Origin of the sequence: Pseudomonas tensinigenes (genome assembly GCF_014268445.2) — a bacterium.
Lineage (GTDB): Bacteria > Pseudomonadota > Gammaproteobacteria > Pseudomonadales > Pseudomonadaceae > Aquipseudomonas > Aquipseudomonas tensinigenes.
The window spans coordinates 551,422-569,782 of sequence record NZ_CP077089.1 but is presented as its reverse complement, the minus strand read 5'-3'; the positions used below and the strand labels follow the sequence as shown (position 1 = coordinate 569,782).

General features: G+C 60.6%; 16 protein-coding genes. 9 read left to right on the top strand and 7 right to left on the bottom strand.

Translation table 11 applies throughout. The annotated features are described in order from the left end of the window. Nucleotides 1–75: 75 nt before the first annotated feature. The 3 genes from aguA to HU718_RS02475 all read right to left on the bottom strand — a co-directional run bounded on the left by aguA (nucleotide 76) and on the right by HU718_RS02475 (nucleotide 5,285). Nucleotides 76–1,182 (bottom strand): agmatine deiminase, encoded by a 1,107-nt coding sequence (gene aguA, locus HU718_RS02485; protein ID WP_102899574.1) that lies wholly within the window; start codon nucleotides 1,180–1,182, stop codon nucleotides 76–78. 5 nt (nucleotides 1,183–1,187) lie between these two features. Further along, on the bottom strand, nucleotides 1,188–2,066 hold the full coding sequence (gene aguB, locus HU718_RS02480; protein WP_007909107.1) for an N-carbamoylputrescine amidase: 879 nt from the start codon (nucleotides 2,064–2,066) through the stop codon (nucleotides 1,188–1,190). A 306-nt stretch (nucleotides 2,067–2,372) separates the two neighbouring features. Continuing rightward, the gene (locus HU718_RS02475) at nucleotides 2,373–5,285 is read right to left on the bottom strand and encodes an aminotransferase (RefSeq protein ID WP_186613064.1); all 2,913 of its coding nucleotides are present in this window, start codon (nucleotides 5,283–5,285) and stop codon (nucleotides 2,373–2,375) included. Nucleotides 5,286–5,451: 166 nt separating this feature from the next. Here HU718_RS02475 and rfbC point away from each other — a divergent pair, with 166 nt between their 5' ends. Genes rfbC through HU718_RS02455 form a run of 4 tightly spaced genes read left to right on the top strand, consistent with a single transcriptional unit; the run spans nucleotide 5,452 to nucleotide 9,678 of the window. Next, complete coding sequence (gene rfbC, locus HU718_RS02470) at nucleotides 5,452–5,997, top strand: dTDP-4-dehydrorhamnose 3,5-epimerase (RefSeq protein WP_102899576.1); 546 nt, start codon at nucleotides 5,452–5,454, stop codon at nucleotides 5,995–5,997. Nucleotides 5,998–6,038: 41 nt separating this feature from the next. Beyond that, nucleotides 6,039–7,847, top strand: coding sequence for a sensor histidine kinase (locus HU718_RS02465; RefSeq protein ID WP_095120800.1), 1,809 nt, complete (start codon nucleotides 6,039–6,041; stop codon nucleotides 7,845–7,847). Further along, nucleotides 7,844–9,226, top strand: coding sequence for a sigma-54-dependent transcriptional regulator (locus HU718_RS02460; protein WP_102899577.1), 1,383 nt, complete (start codon nucleotides 7,844–7,846; stop codon nucleotides 9,224–9,226). Before HU718_RS02465 ends, HU718_RS02460 begins: the two co-directional genes overlap by 4 nt. Beyond that, nucleotides 9,223–9,678, top strand: a complete 456-nt coding sequence (locus HU718_RS02455) for a YiiD C-terminal domain-containing protein (protein ID WP_186613066.1) — start codon at nucleotides 9,223–9,225, stop codon at nucleotides 9,676–9,678. Before HU718_RS02460 ends, HU718_RS02455 begins: the two co-directional genes overlap by 4 nt. Before the next feature lie 336 nt (nucleotides 9,679–10,014). On the opposite strand, the gene cysQ is transcribed toward HU718_RS02455, so the two are convergent. Both cysQ and nudE read right to left on the bottom strand, forming a co-directional pair. Next, a complete protein-coding gene (gene cysQ, locus HU718_RS02450; RefSeq protein ID WP_150708015.1) occupies nucleotides 10,015–10,848 on the bottom strand; it encodes a 3'(2'),5'-bisphosphate nucleotidase CysQ in 834 nt (277 codons plus the stop codon). Nucleotides 10,849–10,853: 5 nt separating this feature from the next. After that, the gene (gene nudE / locus HU718_RS02445) at nucleotides 10,854–11,420 is read right to left on the bottom strand and encodes an ADP compounds hydrolase NudE (protein ID WP_150708010.1); all 567 of its coding nucleotides are present in this window, start codon (nucleotides 11,418–11,420) and stop codon (nucleotides 10,854–10,856) included. Between the two features lie 89 nt (nucleotides 11,421–11,509). Between nudE and yrfG the strand changes: the two genes are divergently transcribed. Continuing rightward, nucleotides 11,510–12,172 carry a GMP/IMP nucleotidase gene (gene yrfG, locus HU718_RS02440; RefSeq protein ID WP_150708011.1) on the top strand — a complete coding sequence of 221 codons (663 nt, stop codon included), beginning with the start codon at nucleotides 11,510–11,512 and terminating at the stop codon, nucleotides 12,170–12,172. 100 nt (nucleotides 12,173–12,272) lie between these two features. On the opposite strand, the gene lysM is transcribed toward yrfG, so the two are convergent. After that, complete coding sequence (gene lysM / locus HU718_RS02435; protein ID WP_186613068.1) at nucleotides 12,273–12,713, bottom strand: peptidoglycan-binding protein LysM; 441 nt, start codon at nucleotides 12,711–12,713, stop codon at nucleotides 12,273–12,275. Nucleotides 12,714–12,851: 138 nt separating this feature from the next. Between lysM and HU718_RS02430 the strand changes: the two genes are divergently transcribed. The 4 genes from HU718_RS02430 to HU718_RS02415 all read left to right on the top strand — a co-directional run bounded on the left by HU718_RS02430 (nucleotide 12,852) and on the right by HU718_RS02415 (nucleotide 17,826). Beyond that, complete coding sequence (locus tag HU718_RS02430) at nucleotides 12,852–13,739, top strand: LysR family transcriptional regulator (protein WP_150708012.1); 888 nt, start codon at nucleotides 12,852–12,854, stop codon at nucleotides 13,737–13,739. Nucleotides 13,740–13,831: 92 nt separating this feature from the next. Next, complete coding sequence (fdhD, locus tag HU718_RS02425) at nucleotides 13,832–14,671, top strand: formate dehydrogenase accessory sulfurtransferase FdhD (RefSeq protein ID WP_186613070.1); 840 nt, start codon at nucleotides 13,832–13,834, stop codon at nucleotides 14,669–14,671. After that, a complete protein-coding gene (locus HU718_RS02420) occupies nucleotides 14,668–17,016 on the top strand; it encodes an FdhF/YdeP family oxidoreductase (RefSeq protein ID WP_077570248.1) in 2,349 nt (782 codons plus the stop codon). Before fdhD ends, HU718_RS02420 begins: the two co-directional genes overlap by 4 nt. A 327-nt stretch (nucleotides 17,017–17,343) precedes the next feature. Beyond that, the gene (locus HU718_RS02415; RefSeq protein WP_007909074.1) at nucleotides 17,344–17,826 is read left to right on the top strand and encodes a glycine zipper domain-containing protein; all 483 of its coding nucleotides are present in this window, start codon (nucleotides 17,344–17,346) and stop codon (nucleotides 17,824–17,826) included. A gap of 55 nt (nucleotides 17,827–17,881) precedes the next feature. Here HU718_RS02415 and HU718_RS02410 read toward each other — a convergent pair whose 3' ends face one another. Continuing rightward, complete coding sequence (locus HU718_RS02410; RefSeq protein ID WP_150709098.1) at nucleotides 17,882–18,307, bottom strand: acyl-CoA thioesterase; 426 nt, start codon at nucleotides 18,305–18,307, stop codon at nucleotides 17,882–17,884. Nucleotides 18,308–18,361: the final 54 nt, after the last annotated feature.

Genomic DNA, 18,361 nt, shown 5'->3' with positions numbered 1-18,361 from the left:
GGCTTCTGTGCATGCATAGCGAGCTAATCATTGCTCGGCCGATTTGTTAATCAACTCAAGCTGTTACGACTCAACTCACTCTTTGTGCGGCGCGGGTTGCTGTTGGGTAAGGCAGTGGATATTCCCGCCACCCAGTAACAGTTCACGGCCCGGCACCATCACCACTTCGTGCTGCGGGAACAGCTTCTGCAGAATCTCTTTCGCCGGGGCATCCATTGGATCGTCGAAGCTCGGCGCGATGATGCCGCCGTTGACGATCAGGAAGTTCACGTAGGAACCGGCCAGGCGCACGGACGGATTGCGTTCTTGCGTGCCGTCCACCGGATCGACACCGGCGCACTCTTCTTCAGTCGCGTAGAGCGGCCCCGGAATCGGCATTTTGTGCACCGTGAACGGGCGACCCTTGGCGTCGGTGCTGCTTTGCAGGACTTTCATCGCCGCCTGGCAGCGCGGGTAGTTCGGATCCTGCGGATCGTCGGTCCACGCCAGCAGCACTTCGCCCGGACGCACGTAGCAGCAGAAGTTGTCCACATGGCCGTCGGTTTCGTCGTTGAACAGACCGTCCGGCAGCCAGATGATTTTATCCACAGCCAGATTGGCGCTGAGCACCGCTTCGATTTCTTCGCGACCCAGGTGCGGGTTGCGATTGCGGTTGAGCAGGCATTCTTCGGTGGTGATCAGTGTGCCTTCGCCGTCGACGTGGATCGAACCACCTTCGAGCACAAAACCTTCGGTGCGATAACGCGGGCTGCGTTCGATCTCAAGGATCTTGCCGCCGACCTGCGAGTCGCGATTCCACGGCGAATATAGACCGCCGTCGAAACCGCCCCAGGCGTTGAAGTCCCAGTTCACACCGCGCACTTCGCCGCTGTTGTTGATGACGAAAGTCGGGCCGCTGTCGCGTACCCAGGCGTCATCGCTGGACATCTCGACCACGCGGATATTCGGCACGTCGAGGCGTGCACGGGCGTTTTCATATTGGCCGGCGGACACGGCCACGGTTACCGGTTCAAAACGCGCAATGGCCTTGGCCACCGCTGCGTGTGCGGCTTGCGCCGGTTTGCCGCCCAGACGCCAGTTGTCCGGGCGCTCGGGCCAGATCATCCAGGTCTGCGTTTGCGGCGCCCACTCGGCCGGCATGTGAAAGCCGTCGGCGCGCGGGGTACTTTTCAAGGTGGTCATCGGGATCAGGACTCCAGGGAACCGTCGAGGGTTTTCAACGCGCCGTACAGGTTCGGACGGCGGTCACGGAATGAACCCCACGCGCTGCGAATGTGTTCGAGCTCGTCGAGGTTGAAAGTGTGCACAAGAATACCTTCTTCGGTTTTATTCAGCTCCTGCACTTTTTCGCCGAACTGGTTGGCGATGAACGAAGAACCGTAGAACGTGATGTCGTAGCCGTCCTGTTCTTCGTTGCCGATGCGGTTGCTGGCAATCAGCGGCATCAGGTTGGCGCCGGCATGGCCCTGTTGCACGCGCTGCCAGTGGTCGCGCGAGGAGATGGTCTTGTCGTGCGGCTCGCTGCCGATTGCGGTTGGGTAAAACAGAATTTCCGCGCCTTGCAGGGCCATGCTGCGCGCGGCTTCCGGGAACCACTGATCCCAGCAGATGCCCACGCCGATCTTCGCGTAGCGGGTGTTCCACACTTTGAAACCGGTGTCGCCCGGGTTGAAGTAATACTTCTCGTGATAACCCGGGCCGTCCGGGATGTGGCTTTTACGATAAATCCCGAGGTTGCTGCCGTCAGCATCGATGATCGCGATGCTGTTGAAACGTGCACGGCCGGCCAGTTCGTAGAAGCTGATTGGCAGCACCACTTGCAGCTCTTTGGCGATTTTCTGGAAATGTTTGATCGCGACGTTTTCTTCCACCGTCGTCGCCAGTTGCAGATAGTCCGGGTTTGGCTTCTGACAGAAGTACGGCGCCTCGAACAGCTCCTGAATCAGGATGATCTGTGCGCCTTTGGCGGCGGCTTCACGCACCAGCCTTTCAGCGATTTCGAGGTTGGCTTGCAGATCCCACGAACAGGCCATCTGAGTGGCGGCAACGGTAACGATACGGCTCATGAATCATCTCCGGGCAAGTGCTTTGGCGGTCGACAATTCGACCGAAAAGAAAACGCGCGCACCGGACATGAGATCGCCATGCCGGAGCAATGGCGACTTTATAGCCGATAAATATCGACTTTAGAAGCTATAAAATAGACTTCCGTCTAAATAAAACTATAAAAAGCCGATACAAATCGAATTAGAAACCTGAAACAAATGTGGGAGCGAGCCTGCTCGCGAAGGCGTTTATTCAATCAACACAGTTGTTGAATTAGAAACCGCTTTCGCGAGCAGGCTCGCTCCCACAGGGGTCAGTGTGCGTGCTTACAGACCTTCGCTGAGGACTTGATCGAGCATATCGACAAAGAAATCCACACTCTGACGCGACGTCACCATCGGCGGCTTGATCTTGAGAATGTTCAGATCATCACCGGTCGGCTGCATGAAAATCCCCAACTCGCGCAGGCGATCGCACAGCACAGCAGTTTCTTCGGTCGCCGCTTCCAGCGTCTCGCGATTGCGGATCAGCTCAAGTCCCAGATAGAACCCGGAACCGTGCACCGCGCCCACCAGCGGATGTTTATCGATCAACGCTTCGAGCCGCGCCTTGAAGTGGCCACCGACCACCTGAGCGTTCTCCCAGAGTTTTTCTTCTTCCATGACATCGAGCACCGCCATGCCGATCTGGCAGCTCACCGGACTGCCGCCCGCCGATGAGAAGAAATAGCCCTCGGCCTCCAGCGCCTCGGCAATTTCCCGCCGCGTGATGACCGCACCCAGCGGTTGACCGTTGCCCATGCCCTTGGCCATGCAAATGATGTCCGGCACCACGCCCTGCTCTTCAAAGCCCCAGAAGAAGTGGCCCATGCGCCCGTAACCGACCTGCACTTCGTCGGCGATGCACACGCCGCCTTGCGCGCGTACCAGCGCGTACACCTGCTTCAGATAACCCGGCGGCAATGAAATACCGCCGGCATTGCCGTACACCGGCTCGCAGATAAATCCGGCCAACTGGCGCTTCTGCTCGGCGAGTTTTGCCAGGTGATGCTCAACGCTGCGCACGTAATCCGGCGCCGAATCGAGGCCACGGAATTCACCGCGATAAGTGTTTGGCGCAGGTACCGGATGCACCCAGTCCGGGCGACTTTCAAGGGCTTTCGGGTTGTCGGCAATCGACGTCGAGACCGCATCGGCGCCAATGGTCCAGCCGTGATAGGCCTCGAGCACGCTGATCATGTCACGACCGCCGCTATAGGCCCACGCCAGACGAATCGCCAGGTCGTTGGCCTCGCTGCCGCTGTTGACCAGAAACACTCGATCCATGCCTTCCGGCGCCAGTTTCAGCAGGCGCTCGGAAAACTCCGCGACCGCCGCATAGTTGAACCGCGAGTTGGTGTTGAGCAGCGACCATTGGCGCGCCGCGACCGCTGCCATGCGCGGGTGACCATGACCGAGCACCGCCACGTTGTTGAGCATGTCCAGATAGGAGCGGCCCTGCATGTCAATCAGATGATTGCGCCAGCCACGTTCGATGCGCGGTGGGTCGACGTAGTAGTGTTTCTGGGTGCGGGCGAAACTGGCATCGCGGCGTTCGAGTAACGTTTTCGCGTCCAGCTCCGGCTCGGCATCGCAGGCCAGCCCCAACAATGCGGCCGGCGATGGGCACAGCGCCTGCCACGCCGGAGCATGCACCGGGGTGCAAAATAACGGCGCATTGAGCTGCGCGCCCCGACACAACTGCACTCGCAACGGGCCGCTGACCGCACCCAGCACCTGACCTTTGACCAGCGCCGCGCCGCTGTGCAGCGACGGTGTCACGCCCCACAGGCGCACGCTGAGTTGCGGGCCATCCAGTTGCAGCACGCCGTCAGCTGCCTGATGCACGACGCCAGCGAACGGCGCCTCCACGGTGGTGCCATCGGGCACGCGCAATTCCACGTGCAGCGGGAAGGTGTCCGGTTCAACGGCACAGTCGGGACGAGTGCGCGACAAACGGTACTGACCATAACGGCTCGCCGCCAAACCATGGGCCGCCGCCGCTTCGTTCAACAGGTGCTGATCGATACCCTCCTGCTCCCAGTTGCCGGCCTCGAAATGCGGGCTGAGGACACCGAGATCGATCAGCGCAAATTCACGCCCGACCAGACCGGGCAGCAATGGCGCAAAACCTGCGCTGTCGATCGCCGGCAATGCGTGACCGACGGCCGTGAGGATCGCCGCTTCCATCAGCGCCTGTGGCACCGATGTCGCCACCCTGAAGATTTCCCACTCATGGCTGAGGTTGTCGCGGCTGTAAGCATTCGTCGGGTCGATGCTGACCTGTTGCTCGCCACTAAGCACCAATACCGCCGCGCGCGCGACGATCAATGGCCACAGCGCTTGCAGCTCCTCATGTTGCAGCGGGTTGACCGCGTGGTAGGCCTGCACCGCCGGCAGGATGACAAACGGATCACCACCGGCGTGATGCAACAACGCCGCACACGTCACCGACAGATCGGTGATACGCCAGGTGCGCACCAGATCGCCAAAATCGATCACGCCCTGCAACTGCCAGTGCCGCTGGGCATCTCGCATCCAAACGGCATTGTCATCGGTGATGTCCATGTGGATCGCCTGCACCGGCAGCTTGCCCCGCAACGGCTGCAAACGGCGCTCGGCCTGTTCGGCGGCATCGGCAATCAATGCGCGTTGCTGCTCATCCTTGATCACCGGCAGCAGATGGCTGATCAGTGCACTGGCGTGGCGGGAATCCCACTGCAACGTGCGCTCAAGGCCCGGATGGTCGAACCCGGCCAACGCCAGATCCATCTCACCGCACAGCCGGCCAAACCCCGCTACCACGTCGCGCCCCAAGTGATCGAGATGCGTGAGCGGCTGGCCCTCGATGTAATCCAGCAGCCGCACATGAACGGCTTCGCCCCCAACCTCCAGTGACAGCAGGTCTTCGCCGTTATTGGCGACGATCACTCGCGGCACCGTCACCGCAGAATGCTCAGCCAGGTACTTGAGGCCGGCATGCTGGGCTTGCAGCTCCACCAGGGCGTAATCGCCTCGGCAGATTTTCAGCACAAAGCGCCCGCGTGGGCTGTCGACGCGAAAATTCAGATCCTGCTGACTGCCAAGAGCCCGCAACGTGCCGCTGAGCCCGTAATGCTCCGCCAGCCATTGCCGGGCCTGCTCGGCAGACACCTGCGGGCTGGGCAAACTGGCGCGATGAATCAAAGTGGCGAGCGGCATGAAACGACCCCTGAAATTTTATTAGGCGCCTATATCGCCATTGCTTGGCAGGATCCGCAACCCCCCAACCGCGTAAAGGTATCCGGGCTATTTGTCTTCCGGCACTCGCGCCCTCCGGCCGTTTGCGCAAGAATGTCGACCATTCACACTGGCCTATGGAAACCCCATGAATGTAATCACCACCGACCTGCCCGGTGTCCTGATCATCGAACCCAAGGTGTTTGGTGACGAACGCGGGTTTTTCTACGAAAGTTTCAATGCCAAGGCTTTCCAGAACGCAACGGGGCTGGACACGCAATTCGTTCAGGACAACCACTCGCGCTCGCAAAAAGGCGTATTGCGTGGTCTGCATTACCAACTGCAAAACACCCAGGGCAAACTGGTCCGCGTAACTGTCGGTGAAGTATTGGATGTCGCCGTGGACATTCGCCGCAGCTCACCGCACTTCGGTAAATGGGTGGCCGTGCGCCTGTCGGCAGACAACCACCGTCAGTTGTGGGTCCCGGAAGGTTTCGCCCACGGCTTCGTCGTGCTGAGCGAGTTCGCCGAATTCCTCTACAAGACCACCGATTACTACACTCCGTCGGCAGAACGCAGCATTCGCTGGGACGATCCGGATCTGGCCATCGATTGGCAACTGGACGAAGCCCCGAAGCTGTCCGCCAAGGATCAGGCTGCAGCCTTCTTCAAGGACGCTGACGTCTTCGCCTGAGGCCGGGCATAATGCGCCTGTCCCTACAGGCGCATCGGCTCATGAAACCAACCCTTCCCCCCAGACCTCGCTGGCGCAGTCTCGCCCTGCTGGCCCTGTGTCTGGCGCCGCTGTTGTGGCCGCTGGAACATCTCGCCGAGCGCTATTACCGCAGCGAACTGGCCGGCCAGAACCGCCAGACCCTCGACCTGTACGTCGCCAACCTGCTGGGCACCCTGCACCGCTATGAAGTGTTGCCGCAAATCCTCGGCGACCTGCCGGCGCTGCGCGCGGTACTCGGTGCGCCGGACGACGGCGTCACCCAAGGCAATGCCAATCGCCTGCTGAAGAACATTGCCGCGCAGACTGGCGCCGAAGTCATGTACCTGATGGACACCAGCGGCCAGACACTGGCGGCGTCGAACTGGGACAAGCACGACAGTTTTGTCGGCCGCAATTTTTCGTTCCGTCCCTACTTCAGCGAAGCCATGGCCGGACGTCTCGGGCGCTTCTTCGGCCTCGGCACCACGTCGGCCAAACGCGGTTATTTCTTCGCCGCCGCCGTGCGTAACGGCGAAAAGATCATCGGCGTGCTGGTGATCAAGGTCGACCTCGACCACACCGAAAGTCTGTGGGGCAAAACCCCGGAACAACTGTTGGTCACCGACCACAACGGCGTGGTCATCCTCACCTCGCGCCCCGAATGGCGCTTTCGCTCGACCCGTAATTTGAGCGACAGCGAACGCTCGGCGATCACTGCCATCCAGCCCTACCCGACCCGCGATCCGCGCCCGCTTAACCTTAGCCCGACGGCGTGGCTGATCCAGACCCACGACATTGCCGAAACAGGCTGGAGCGTCAGCATCCTTGCCCCGCGCACGCTGATTGATCGCCCGGTACGGACCGTGGTTGCCATCGGCGGGGCCACGTTGTTGGTACTGATGCTATTGCTCGGTCTGATGATGCAGCGCCGTCGGCATTATCTGGAACGCATCGCGTTCGAGGCCAAGGCACGCCGCGAACTGGAAGGCCGCGTCGCCGAGCGCACCAGCGACCTCGAAGGCCTCAACCGGCGTTTGAAAGAAGAAGTACTGGAGCGTGAACAGGCCCAGCAGGAACTGGTGCGCGCCCAGGACGATCTGGTCCAGGCCGGCAAGTTGTCGGCGCTGGGCACCATGTCAGCGAGCATCAGCCACGAACTCAATCAGCCGCTGGCAGCGATCCGCAGCTACGCGGAAAACGCCGAGGTGTTGCTCGATCATCAGCGCACCGACGATGCACGCGGCAACCTCAAACTGATCAGCGAACTGACCGGGCGCATGGCCTCGATCATCGCCCACCTGCGCGCCTTTGCCCGCCGCGATCGCCACGCGCCGGAAAGCGTTGCCCTGCAACCGGCGCTCGACGATGCCCTGGCCTTGCTGGCCAAACGGCGCCGCAGCATGGAGGTTGAGCTGATCCGCGATCTGCCGGCCGCCACGCTGTGGGTCGAGGCTGGAGAAACGCGCCTGCGCCAGGTGCTCGGCAATCTGCTCGCCAACGCCCTCGATGCCCTCACCGAAAAAGGCCCGCCGCGCAAACTGTGGTTGAGTGCCGAATCCACCGCCGAGGGCGTCAATCTGTACATTCGCGACAACGGCCCAGGGTTCTGCATGGAAGCCCTCGGCCGCGCCAGCGAGCCCTTCTACACCACCAAGACCCGCACTCAGGGCTTGGGTTTGGGGCTGGCAATCTGTGAAACGCTGATGCGCGCCTTCGGTGGTGAACTGTCGTTTGCCAACCACAAGCAAGGTGGCGCCTTGATTACCCTGCGACTGCGCGCCGGTGCGCCCGGGGTCAGCCTGCAACCGTCCGAGGATCGAAGTGCATGACCATCGACAATCGCATTCAGGTGGTGTTGATCGACGACGATCCGCACCTGCGTCAGGCCCTCGGCCAGACCCTGGATCTGGCCGGCCTGAAAATCTTGCCGCTGTCCGAGGCCAAGGGCCTGGCCGCACAGCTGGAGCGTGACTGGCCGGGTGTGGTGGTCAGCGATATCCGCATGCCGGGGATGGACGGTCTCGAATTGCTCAGCGAACTGCACGCGCAGGATCCCGAACTGCCGGTGCTGCTGATCACCGGCCACGGCGACGTACCGCTGGCGGTGCAGGCTATGCGCGCCGGCGCTTATGACTTTCTCGAAAAACCTTTCGCCAGCGACGCACTGCTCGACAGCGTGCGCCGCGCCCTCGCCTTGCGCCGACTGGTGCTGGACAACCGCAGCCTGCGCCTGGCCCTCAGCGATCGCAACGAATTGAGTGCACGTCTGGTCGGCCACTCCACGCCCATGCTGCGTCTGCGTGAGCAGATCGGCGCGCTGGCCGCGACCAAAGCTGATGTGCTGATCCTCGGCGAAACCGGCGCCGGTAAAGAAGTGGTCGCCCGTGCGCTGCACGATTTGTCCAGCCGCCGTAACGGCCCGTTCGTGGCGATCAACGCCGGCGCACTGGCCGAGTCGGTGGTGGAAAGCGAACTGTTCGGCCACGAACCCGGCGCGTTCACCGGTGCGCAAAAACGCCGGATCGGCAAGTTCGAATTCGCCAATGGCGGCACGCTGTTTCTCGATGAAATCGAAAGCATGAGCATGGACGTGCAGGTGAAGTTACTGCGCATGTTGCAGGAGCGCGTCGTCGAGCGCTTGGGCGGCAATCAACTGATCCCGCTGGACATCCGCGTCATCGCCGCGACCAAGGAAGACCTGCGTCAGGCCGCCGATCAAGGACGCTTCCGCGCCGACTTGTATTACCGCCTCAACGTCGCGCCACTGCGCATCCCGCCGCTGCGCGAACGCGGCGAAGATGCGCTGGTGCTGTTCCAGCATTACGCCGATGAAGCCAGCGCCCGCCACGGCCTGCCGCCCCACGAACTGCAACCGGCACAGCGCGCCTTGCTGCTGCGCCACACCTGGCCGGGCAACGTGCGCGAACTGCAGAATGCCGCCGAACGCTTTGCTCTTGGACTGGAACTGGCGCTGGATAACAGCGGCGCCGAAGGTGCCGGCGCCACCGTGGAAGTCACTGGCGGCGGGCTCAGCGAGCAGGTGGAAAATTTCGAAAAATCCTTGATCGCTGCCGAACTGGGGCGCTCCCACAGTTCAGTGCGCAGCCTCGCCGAAGCCTTGGGCATTCCGCGCAAAACCCTGCATGACAAATTGCGCAAGCATGGCCTCAACTTCGGCGACAGTAGCCATGGGGACGAGAACGAATGAGCACAGACAGTCGCTATCTGGAGTCGGTTCTGCATCACGACATTCCCCTGACCCGGGACATGGGGCTGAAAGTGCTTGCCTGGCATGAGCAGCAGTTGAGTCTGCATCTGCCACTCGATCCGAACGTCAACCACAAGAGCACCATGTTCGGCGGCAGTCTTTACTGCGGCGCGGTGCTGGCCGGTTGGGGCTGGTTGCATTTGCGCTTGAAGGAAGAAGGAATCACCGACGGGCACATCGTGATTCAGGAGGGGCAGATCAGTTATCCGCTTCCGGTCACTGGAGATGCCGTGGCGATTTGCCCGGCGCCGGATTCAGCGGTGTGGAAGAAGTTTCTGGCGATGTATCGGCGTTATGGGCGGGCGCGGTTGGCGCTGGAAACGCGAATCGTAAATGCGGGTAGAGATGAGGATGCAGTGACGTTTACCGGGCAGTACGTTTTGCATCGCTGAAGATCAACAGCCCCTCACCCTAACCCTCTCCCAGAGGGAGAGGGGACTGATTGGGGGATGCTTCAGAAATGCATCGACCTGAAAGCGCTTTGCTGAATCCATAATCGACCTAATCTTTCAGGTCGATGTATGACGCGAGACAACTCGGTCGGCTCCCTCTCCCCGAGGGAGAGGGAACTGATTGGGGGATGCTTCAGAAATGCATCGACCTGAACGCGCGTTGCTGAATCCATAATCGACCTGATCTTTCAGGTCGATGTATGACGCGAGACAACTCGGTCGGCTCCCTCTCCTGGGGGAGAGGGCTGGGGTGAGGGGGATTGCGGATCAGCCCACTTAACCCTGAGCCAACTCCAACAATCTGGAACGCCACGCCGCCTTCGCCGGCAGCGCCAAAAAGAACTCGTTCAACAGCGATTCCCGCGCCGGATAACAGAACGCTGCCCCACGCAGATCCAACACCTCACCGCCCGCACCTTCCAGCACACCCTGCGCCGCCGCTGTGTCCCACTGCGAAGTCGGTGCCAGGCGCGGATAGCAATCCGCCGCGCCTTCCGCCAGCAGGCAAAACTTCAATGAGCTGCCGATATTGGCCAATTGCAACTCGCCCAGACTCGCACTCAGCCCGGCCAACAAACGCTCTTGCTCGGGACTCGAATGCCGACGGCTGGCCACCACGGTAAACGCCTCTCCCGGCCCCGGCACATCACGCACCTGAATCGCAACCGGCGTGCCGCCCTTGTCGCAGCGCCACGCACCAAGACCGGCACCTCCCACGTAGAAACGACCATTGGTTGGCATCGACACCACGCCAAACACCACGCGACCGTTCTCGATCAGCGCGATGTTCACAGTGAACTCTTCACTGCCGCTGATGAACTCCTTGGTGCCATCCAGCGGATCCACCAGCCACCAGCGCTGCCAGCCGGCGCGTACGCTCTGGGGAATGTTGGCGTCCTCTTCCGACAACACCGGAATGCTCGGATCCAGCGCCGTCAGCCCGGCGACGATCAGGTGATGCGCGGCCAGATCCGCCGCCGTCACCGGCGAGTCATCGGACTTGGCCGTGACTTCAACGCCGGAGCGCCAGAACGGCAAAATCGCCTCGCCGGCCTGTAATGCCAGTTCAACCACGGACGCCATCAGCGGGTGGGGAAATTTCATCGACATCTCACTCATGACGCAAAGAACCCTCGTTGGGTCAGCAGATCCCGGGCCAAATAAAGTGCCGCCAGCGCGCGGCCTTCGGAAAACTGCGGATTGAGCGCCAGCGACGACAATTCGCGCAGGTTCACTTTGTCGACGCGCATCGGCTCGGGCTCGTCGCCTTCCAGACGCTCTTCGTACAAATCAGTGGCCAGGACCACCTGAATCTTCTGGCTCATGTAACCGGGCGACAGCGACAGCTCGGTCAGATGTTCCAGTTGTCGCGCGCCAAAACCGGCCTCTTCCTTGAGTTCGCGCTCGGCCGCTGCCAATACATCCTCGCCGGGCTCGATCAGGCCTTTGGGCAGGGACAACTCATATTCGTCAGTACCGCCGCAATACTCTTCGACCAGCACCGCGTGTTCGGCATCCAGCATCGCCACGATCATCACCGCGCCGTAGCCCGCACCTTTGCCGACCAGACGCTCGTAAGTGCGTTCCACGCCGTTGGAAAAACGCAGCTTGAGTTCTTCGACGCAAAACAGGCGACTGGTGGCGACGATCTCGCGGGCAAGTACGGTGGGTTTCTGGCGCATGCAAAGCTCCTTGGCGTGAACGCGCTACTATAACGCGGCTTTCCCGATTGTTTATGTCGGATATCTTTCTACCGTTTCGAGACGTTGCCATGCCTTCATTACCGTGGTCCGACATCGATACCGTTCTGCTCGACATGGACGGCACGCTGCTGGATCTGCACTTCGACAATCATTTCTGGCTGGAACACCTGCCCCAGCGTTACGCCGAACTGCACGGGGTCAGCCGGGCCATGGCCGAAATGGAGCTGCAGCCGTTGTTCGAACGGCATGCCGGTCAGTTGCAGTGGTATTGCCTGGATTTCTGGAGTGCCGAGCTGAAGTTGTCGGTGCGTGAATTGAAGCTGGAAACCGCGCACCTGATTGCCTTGCGGCCGGATGCCGATACCTTTCTGGACGCGATCAAACGCGCCGGCAAACGGGTGTTCATGATCACCAACGCGCACCGCGATTCACTGTCGCTGAAGCTGGAACGGATCGAACTGGCAGCGTACTTCGAACGGCTGATCAGCTCGCATGATTACGGTTTTCCCAAGGAAAATCCGCAGTTCTGGGATGCCTTGCAGGCCGATATCGGCTTTGATCCGGCGCGTAGCCTGTTTATCGACGATACCTTGCCGATTCTGCGCAGTGCGCGGGATTTTGGTGTGGCGCATTTGTTGGCGGTGAAGGAGCCGGACAGTCGCAAGGGGCCGAAGGACACGGCTGAGTTTGCGGCGGTTGAGGATTATCGGGATTTGATTGCAGGGCTTTGATCTTTGTAGGAGCTGCCGAAGGCTGCGATCTTTTGATCTGGTTTTTAAGAATCAAAGTCAAAAGATCGCAGCCTTCGGCAGCTCCTACAGGGGTTCTGTGTTACTCAGGAATACGCAGTGTCTGCCCTGGATAGATTTTGTTCACATCCTTGAGCATTGGTTTGTTGGCATCGAAAATTTTCTGATACTTGTTGGCATCCCCGTACACACGCAGAGAAATCGCGCTGAGGGTGTCACCCGACTTGACCACGACAAATTGTGCGGCAGTGACAACCGGGCCGGTCACGGTGATCTGATCATCCACGCTGCCAACACCGGCAATATTGCCCACCGCCAGCAGAATCTTCTCTTTCTCTTCCTGACTCGCGACTTCACCGGTGACGGTCACTTTGTCGCCATCCACCGTCGCCTGCACATTCGGATTGCCCAGGCCGACCTTGCTGATGTGTTCCTTCAACTGCTCACTGGCATTGTCGTTACCCGGGGTCAGCAGATCGAGCAGCTTTTCACCGGCTTCTTTTACAAAACTTAAAAGACTCATTGTGGTTCTCTCCATGGAATAAAGGGTCAGTCGTCCAAGCCTAGACCACCTCAGACAAACCCGGTTCCAAGCCGACCAATGACCCTGCCACCGCGCAAGCGGTAGAATCGGCCACCCCTGCCAGCGCCCGGAGCGAAGATGGACATCAAGCAGCTGAAATTCCTCATCGCCCTCGACGAAACCCGCCACTTCGGCCAGGCCGCCGCGCGTTGCCACATCACTCAACCCACCCTGTCGATGCGCCTGCGCAGCCTCGAAGAAGAACTCGACCTGCCGCTGGTCAACCGTGGCCAGCGTTTCGAAGGCTTCACTGCACCCGGCGAGCGCGTACTGGCGTGGGCGCGCTCGGTGATGGCGGCTTATGACGGTTTGCACGCGGAAGCGGCGGCGTGTCGCGGCAACCTGATCGGCACGCTGCGGCTGGGCGTGGTGCCACTGTCGAGTTTCGATCCGCTGCCGTTGATGCAACGCCTGCACAGCGCCCACCCGAATTTGCGTTTTGAAATGTCGGCGCTGAGTTCTGAACAGATCCTCGAACACCTGGCGAACAACCGCATCGACCTCGGCGTGTCCTATCTGGATCGTCTGGATCAAGAACGTTTCGAATCACTAGCCTTCAATGAAACCCGCATGGGCCTTTTGTACGACCAGCGAACCTTTACCTTCGGCGACGCACCGTTGAGCTGGGAATCGCTGATCGAACTGCCGCTGGGCATGCTCACCAGTGGCATGCATTTTCGTCAGTCCATCGACCACAACTTCCACAGCCGAGGGCTGACCCCGCAACCGTTGCTGCAAACCGACGCCGTGCATCAATTGTTACAAGCCGTACACGGTGGCTTTTGCTGCGCGATCATGCCGCTCGACGGTGGTCTGGAAAAACTCACCGATCACCTGCGCCTGCAACCCATCGAAAACGCCCAGACCCTCGCCCCGCTGGGCTTGATCATGCGCCGCAGCGCCCCGCGTTCGGCGCTGGCCGAGGCCTGTTTCGCGCTTTATCAACAATCGCCAATCGCCTCATGATCGACGGCATCTATCGATAGATCGACACTAGCGATTAGACGCGACAACTTGCCGCGCCTAGTCTTAACGTTGATCAAACCGTCGGTGATGCCATGAACGCCAAGCGCCCAGCCTGCGCGGCGCCAGCAATCGAAACGCCCGCGCCTGCCGCCAGCCAGACCTACAGTTACAGCGATTTGCCCCGCGAGGAATCGGCCAGCACTGCGCTCGCCGAGGAAGTCGCGTTGGCGATCGCCTATAACGGCATCAGTCAGGCAGTGATGCTGGTGACACCGACCGACCTGGAAGACTTCATCGTCGGCTTCAGCCTCGGCAGCGGCATCATCATCGATGCCACCGATATCTATGACTTGCAACTGACAGGGGCCGGGTCCGCGCAATACGCGCAAGTGACCATCGCCAATCGCGCGTTCTGGAACCTCAAGCAACAACGTCGGCAAATGGCCGGCACCAGCGGTTGCGGACTCTGCGGCGTTGAAGCGGTGGAACAGGCGCTTCCCGATCTCAAGGTGTTGCCCGGCGCGCCGCTGCCGCCGATTGAATGGCTCGACGGTTTGCGTCAGCGCATCAGTGCATTTCAACCTTTGGGCCAGTACTGCGGTGCGGTGCACGCGGCGGTATTCATGAACGCCAGCGGCGAATTGCTGCTCGGGCGCGAAGACATCGGCCGGCACAACGCCCTCGACAAGCTGATCGGCGGACTGATCCGGCAAAAGATATCCACAGACGGCGGCCTGGCGATTGTCACCAGCCGTTGCAGCCTCGAATTGATCCAGAAAGTCTTGCGCGCCGGCATCCAGACCTTGGTCAGCCTGTCCGCGCCCACGGGCCTTGCCGTGCAATGGGCCCATCGACACAACCTCAATCTCATCCACCTGCCGCAGAAAAGTGCGCCGCGGGTGTATAGCCCCGCGATGGAGAATCAAGCGTGAGCCAACATCATCAAGCCGACCAGAAACCTGTCCCGCGCTACAAGCCATACAAAGGCGCCGCCGGGGGCTGGGGTGCCCTGATCAGTGTGGCTCAGGCCTGGTTGACCAGCGACAACGCGCTGAAAAACCTGCGCATGATGCTCAAGACCAACCAGAACGGTGGCTTCGACTGCCCGGGTTGCGCGTGGGGTGATTCGCCGGAAAGCGGCATGGTCAAGTTCTGCGAGAACGGCGCCAAAGCGGTGAACTGGGAAGCCACCAAGCGCCGCGTCGACGCCAAGTTCTTCGCCAAACACAGCGTGACCTCCTTGCTGGAGCAGAGCGATTACTGGCTGGAATATCAGGGCCGCCTGACCGAGCCGATGGTCTACGACGCCGAAACCGATCGCTATAAGCCGATCAGCTGGGACGACGCCTACACGCTGATCGCCAAGCACCTGCAAAGTCTGCCGAGCCCGGATCTGGCCGAGTTCTACACCTCGGGTCGCGCCAGCAACGAGGCGGCGTACCTGTATCAGCTGTTCGTGCGCGCTTACGGCACCAACAACTTCCCTGACTGCTCGAACATGTGCCACGAGGCCAGCGGTGTTGCGTTGGCGCAAAGCGTTGGCGTCGGCAAAGGCACCGTGACCTTTGACGATTTCGAACACGCCGACGCAATTTTCGTCTGGGGCCAGAACCCGGGCACCAACCACCCGCGCATGCTCGAACCGCTGCGTGAAGCGGTGAAGCGCGGCGCGCAAGTGGTGTGCATCAACCCGTTGAAGGAGCGTGGACTGGAGCGTTTTCAGCACCCGCAACACCCGATCGAAATGCTCACCAACGGCGACAAGCCGACCAACACCGCGTATTTCCGCCCAGCACTCGGCGGTGACATGGCGCTGCTGCGCGGCATGGCCAAGTTCCTTCTGCAGTGGGAGCGCGACGCGCAGAAGGCTGGCGAACCTGCTGTGTTCGATCACGACTTCCTCAATGCCCACAGCGCTAACGTGCTGGAGTATCTCGGTGTGGTCGATGACACGCCGTGGGAACAGATCGTCGAGCAATCCGGCCTGACCCTCGTAGAAATCGAGCAAGCTGCGCGCATGTACGCCAAGGGCAAGAACGTGATCATGTGCTGGGCGATGGGCATCACCCAGCATCGCCATTCGGTGCCGACCATCCAGGAAATCGCCAACCTGATGCTGCTGCGCGGCAACATCGGCAAACCGGGCGCCGGCCTGTGCCCGGTGCGCGGCCACAGTAACGTGCAGGGCGACCGCACGATGGGCATCAACGAGCGTCCGCCAGTAGCGTTCCTCGATTCGCTGGAACGACGCTTTCAGTTCAAGGTGCCGCGTCACAACGGCCACAACGTGGTCGAAGCGATCCATGCGATGGCCGAGGGACGCGCCAAAGTCTTTATCGGTCTGGGCGGCAACTTCGCGCAAGCCACGCCGGACAGCCCGCGTACCTTCGCCGCACTGAGCAATTGCGACCTGACCGTGCAGATCAGCACCAAACTCAACCGTAGCCACCTCGCTCACGGTAAAGACGCGCTGATCCTGCCGTGCCTCGGTCGTACCGACATCGACATCCAGACCGAAGGCCCGCAAGCGGTCACCGTGGAAGACTCGTTCAGCATGGTTCACGCCTCCAACGGTCAGTTGCAGCCGCTGTCGAACCAGATGCGCTCGGAGCCATCGATCATCGCTGGCATCGCTGCCGCCACACTGGGCAGCAAACCGGTGGACTGGAACTGGCTGGTGGCCGATTACGGGCGCATCCGCGAACTGATCGCCGACACCATTCCCAACTTCAAAGAGTTCAACGAGAAGATCAAGAACCCGGGCGGTTTCTACCTCGGTAACAGCGCTGGCGCACGCAAGTGGAACACGCCATCAGGCCGGGCCAATTTCCGCGCGAACATGCTGCCCAAGGATCTGGTGCACGAACGCACCCGCGCCACCGGGCAATTGCCGGATCTGATCCTGCAATCGATGCGCTCTCACGATCAGTACAACACGACGATTTATGGCCTCGACGACCGTTATCGCGGGGTGAAAGGCCAGCGTGATGTGCTGTTTGCCAATGAGGCCGACATCATTCGTCTGGGCTTCCGGCCGGGGCAGAAGGCCGACATCGTTTCGCTGTGGGACGATGGTCGTGAGCGCCGGGTGAAGGGCTTCACTTTGTTGGCGTTTGATATTCCGGCCGGGCAAGCGGCTGCTTATTACCCGGAAGTGAATCCGCTGGTGCCATTGGAGAGCACCGGGGATGGCAGCCATACGCCGACATCGAAGTTCATTGCGATTCGGTTGGAAGCGGCGAGTGAGACCGGGTTGATCATGGCCAAATCCGCATAACGCGGCGCTGAATCGGCCCCTTCGCGAGCGGGCTCGCTCCCACATTGGAATGCATTTCAAATGTGGGAGCGAGCCTGCTCGCGAAGGCGTCGGTTCAGACAATACCTTTCAAAGCTCAAAGGCTTTTCCAACGCCCACAAAAAAGGCCGCTTTTTCACAAAAACGGCCTGTCCGAAGTAGCTAAAGACCGGCAAAAAACAGTTAAGTTCCGGTGAAAAAACAGCAACTTGCAAAGTTGTATACAAGTCGTGTTATTCGTCGGATTTCGATTGTCACGCTTGTCACACAGCCTCAGGATCGGCGCCGTCATCCCTTTGAGGCTCATCTATGAAGTTCTCCTCGATTCTCTTGTTGTCCCTTGGCCTGGTCAGTGGTTTTGCTTCCGCAGGCGGCACCACCGAAGCAGGTGTGGGCGGCGCATTGGGCGGGGTTCTTGGCTCGGTCGTCGGTCAGTCCTTAGGCGGCAATACAGGTTCCACCATCGGCGCAGCCCTGGGCGGCGCGGGTGGTAGTGCGGTCGGCGCCGACAAACGCAGCCGTGGCGAAGCCGCCATCGGTGGTGCGCTGGGCGCAGCCGGCGGTAACGTGGTCGGCCGCAGCATGGGCGGCACCACCGGCAGCCTGATCGGCTCCGCAGCAGGTGGCGGCGCCGGTGGCGCGCTGGGTAACTACATGGGCAACAAGAGTGATGACGACGATCGTCGTTACGACCGTCGCCATGATGATCGTCGCTACTACCGCGATGGCCACCCAGGTCGCGGCCATGCCTATGGCCACCGCAAGCATCACAAGTACTATCGCCACCGTTAAGGCGAATGCTTGAACAAAAATCGCAGCCCGAGGGCTGCGATTTTTTTTGCCTTTTTTAAACCACAAGGTATTCCAGTGCATGCCGCAGTTCCGCAGGAATCGGCACTGGCTGATTGCTCGCCCGATCAACGAACACATGCACGAAACGCCCGGCCGCACACGCCTCGCTTTCGCCGACCTTGAACACCGCCAGCTCGTATTGCACTGAACTGTTGCCCAACTTACCGACTCGCAGGCCGATCTCGATCAGATCCGGGAAGGCGATCGAAGCGAAGTAATCACACGCCGAACTGACTACGAATCCCACCACCTCACCGTCATGGATATCCAGACCACCGACCTGAATCAGGTAGGTGTTCACCGCCGTATCGAAGAAGCTGTAGTAGGTGACGTTGTTGACGTGACCGTAGGCGTCGTTGTCGTGCCAGCGTGTGGTGATGGGCTGGAAGTGCGGGTAGTCGGCGCGTTGAGGGGTGGACATGGTTGTGCTGGTTCTCCTGCTTTTCAGTGAGGCCGCTAGCCCTCACCCTAGCCC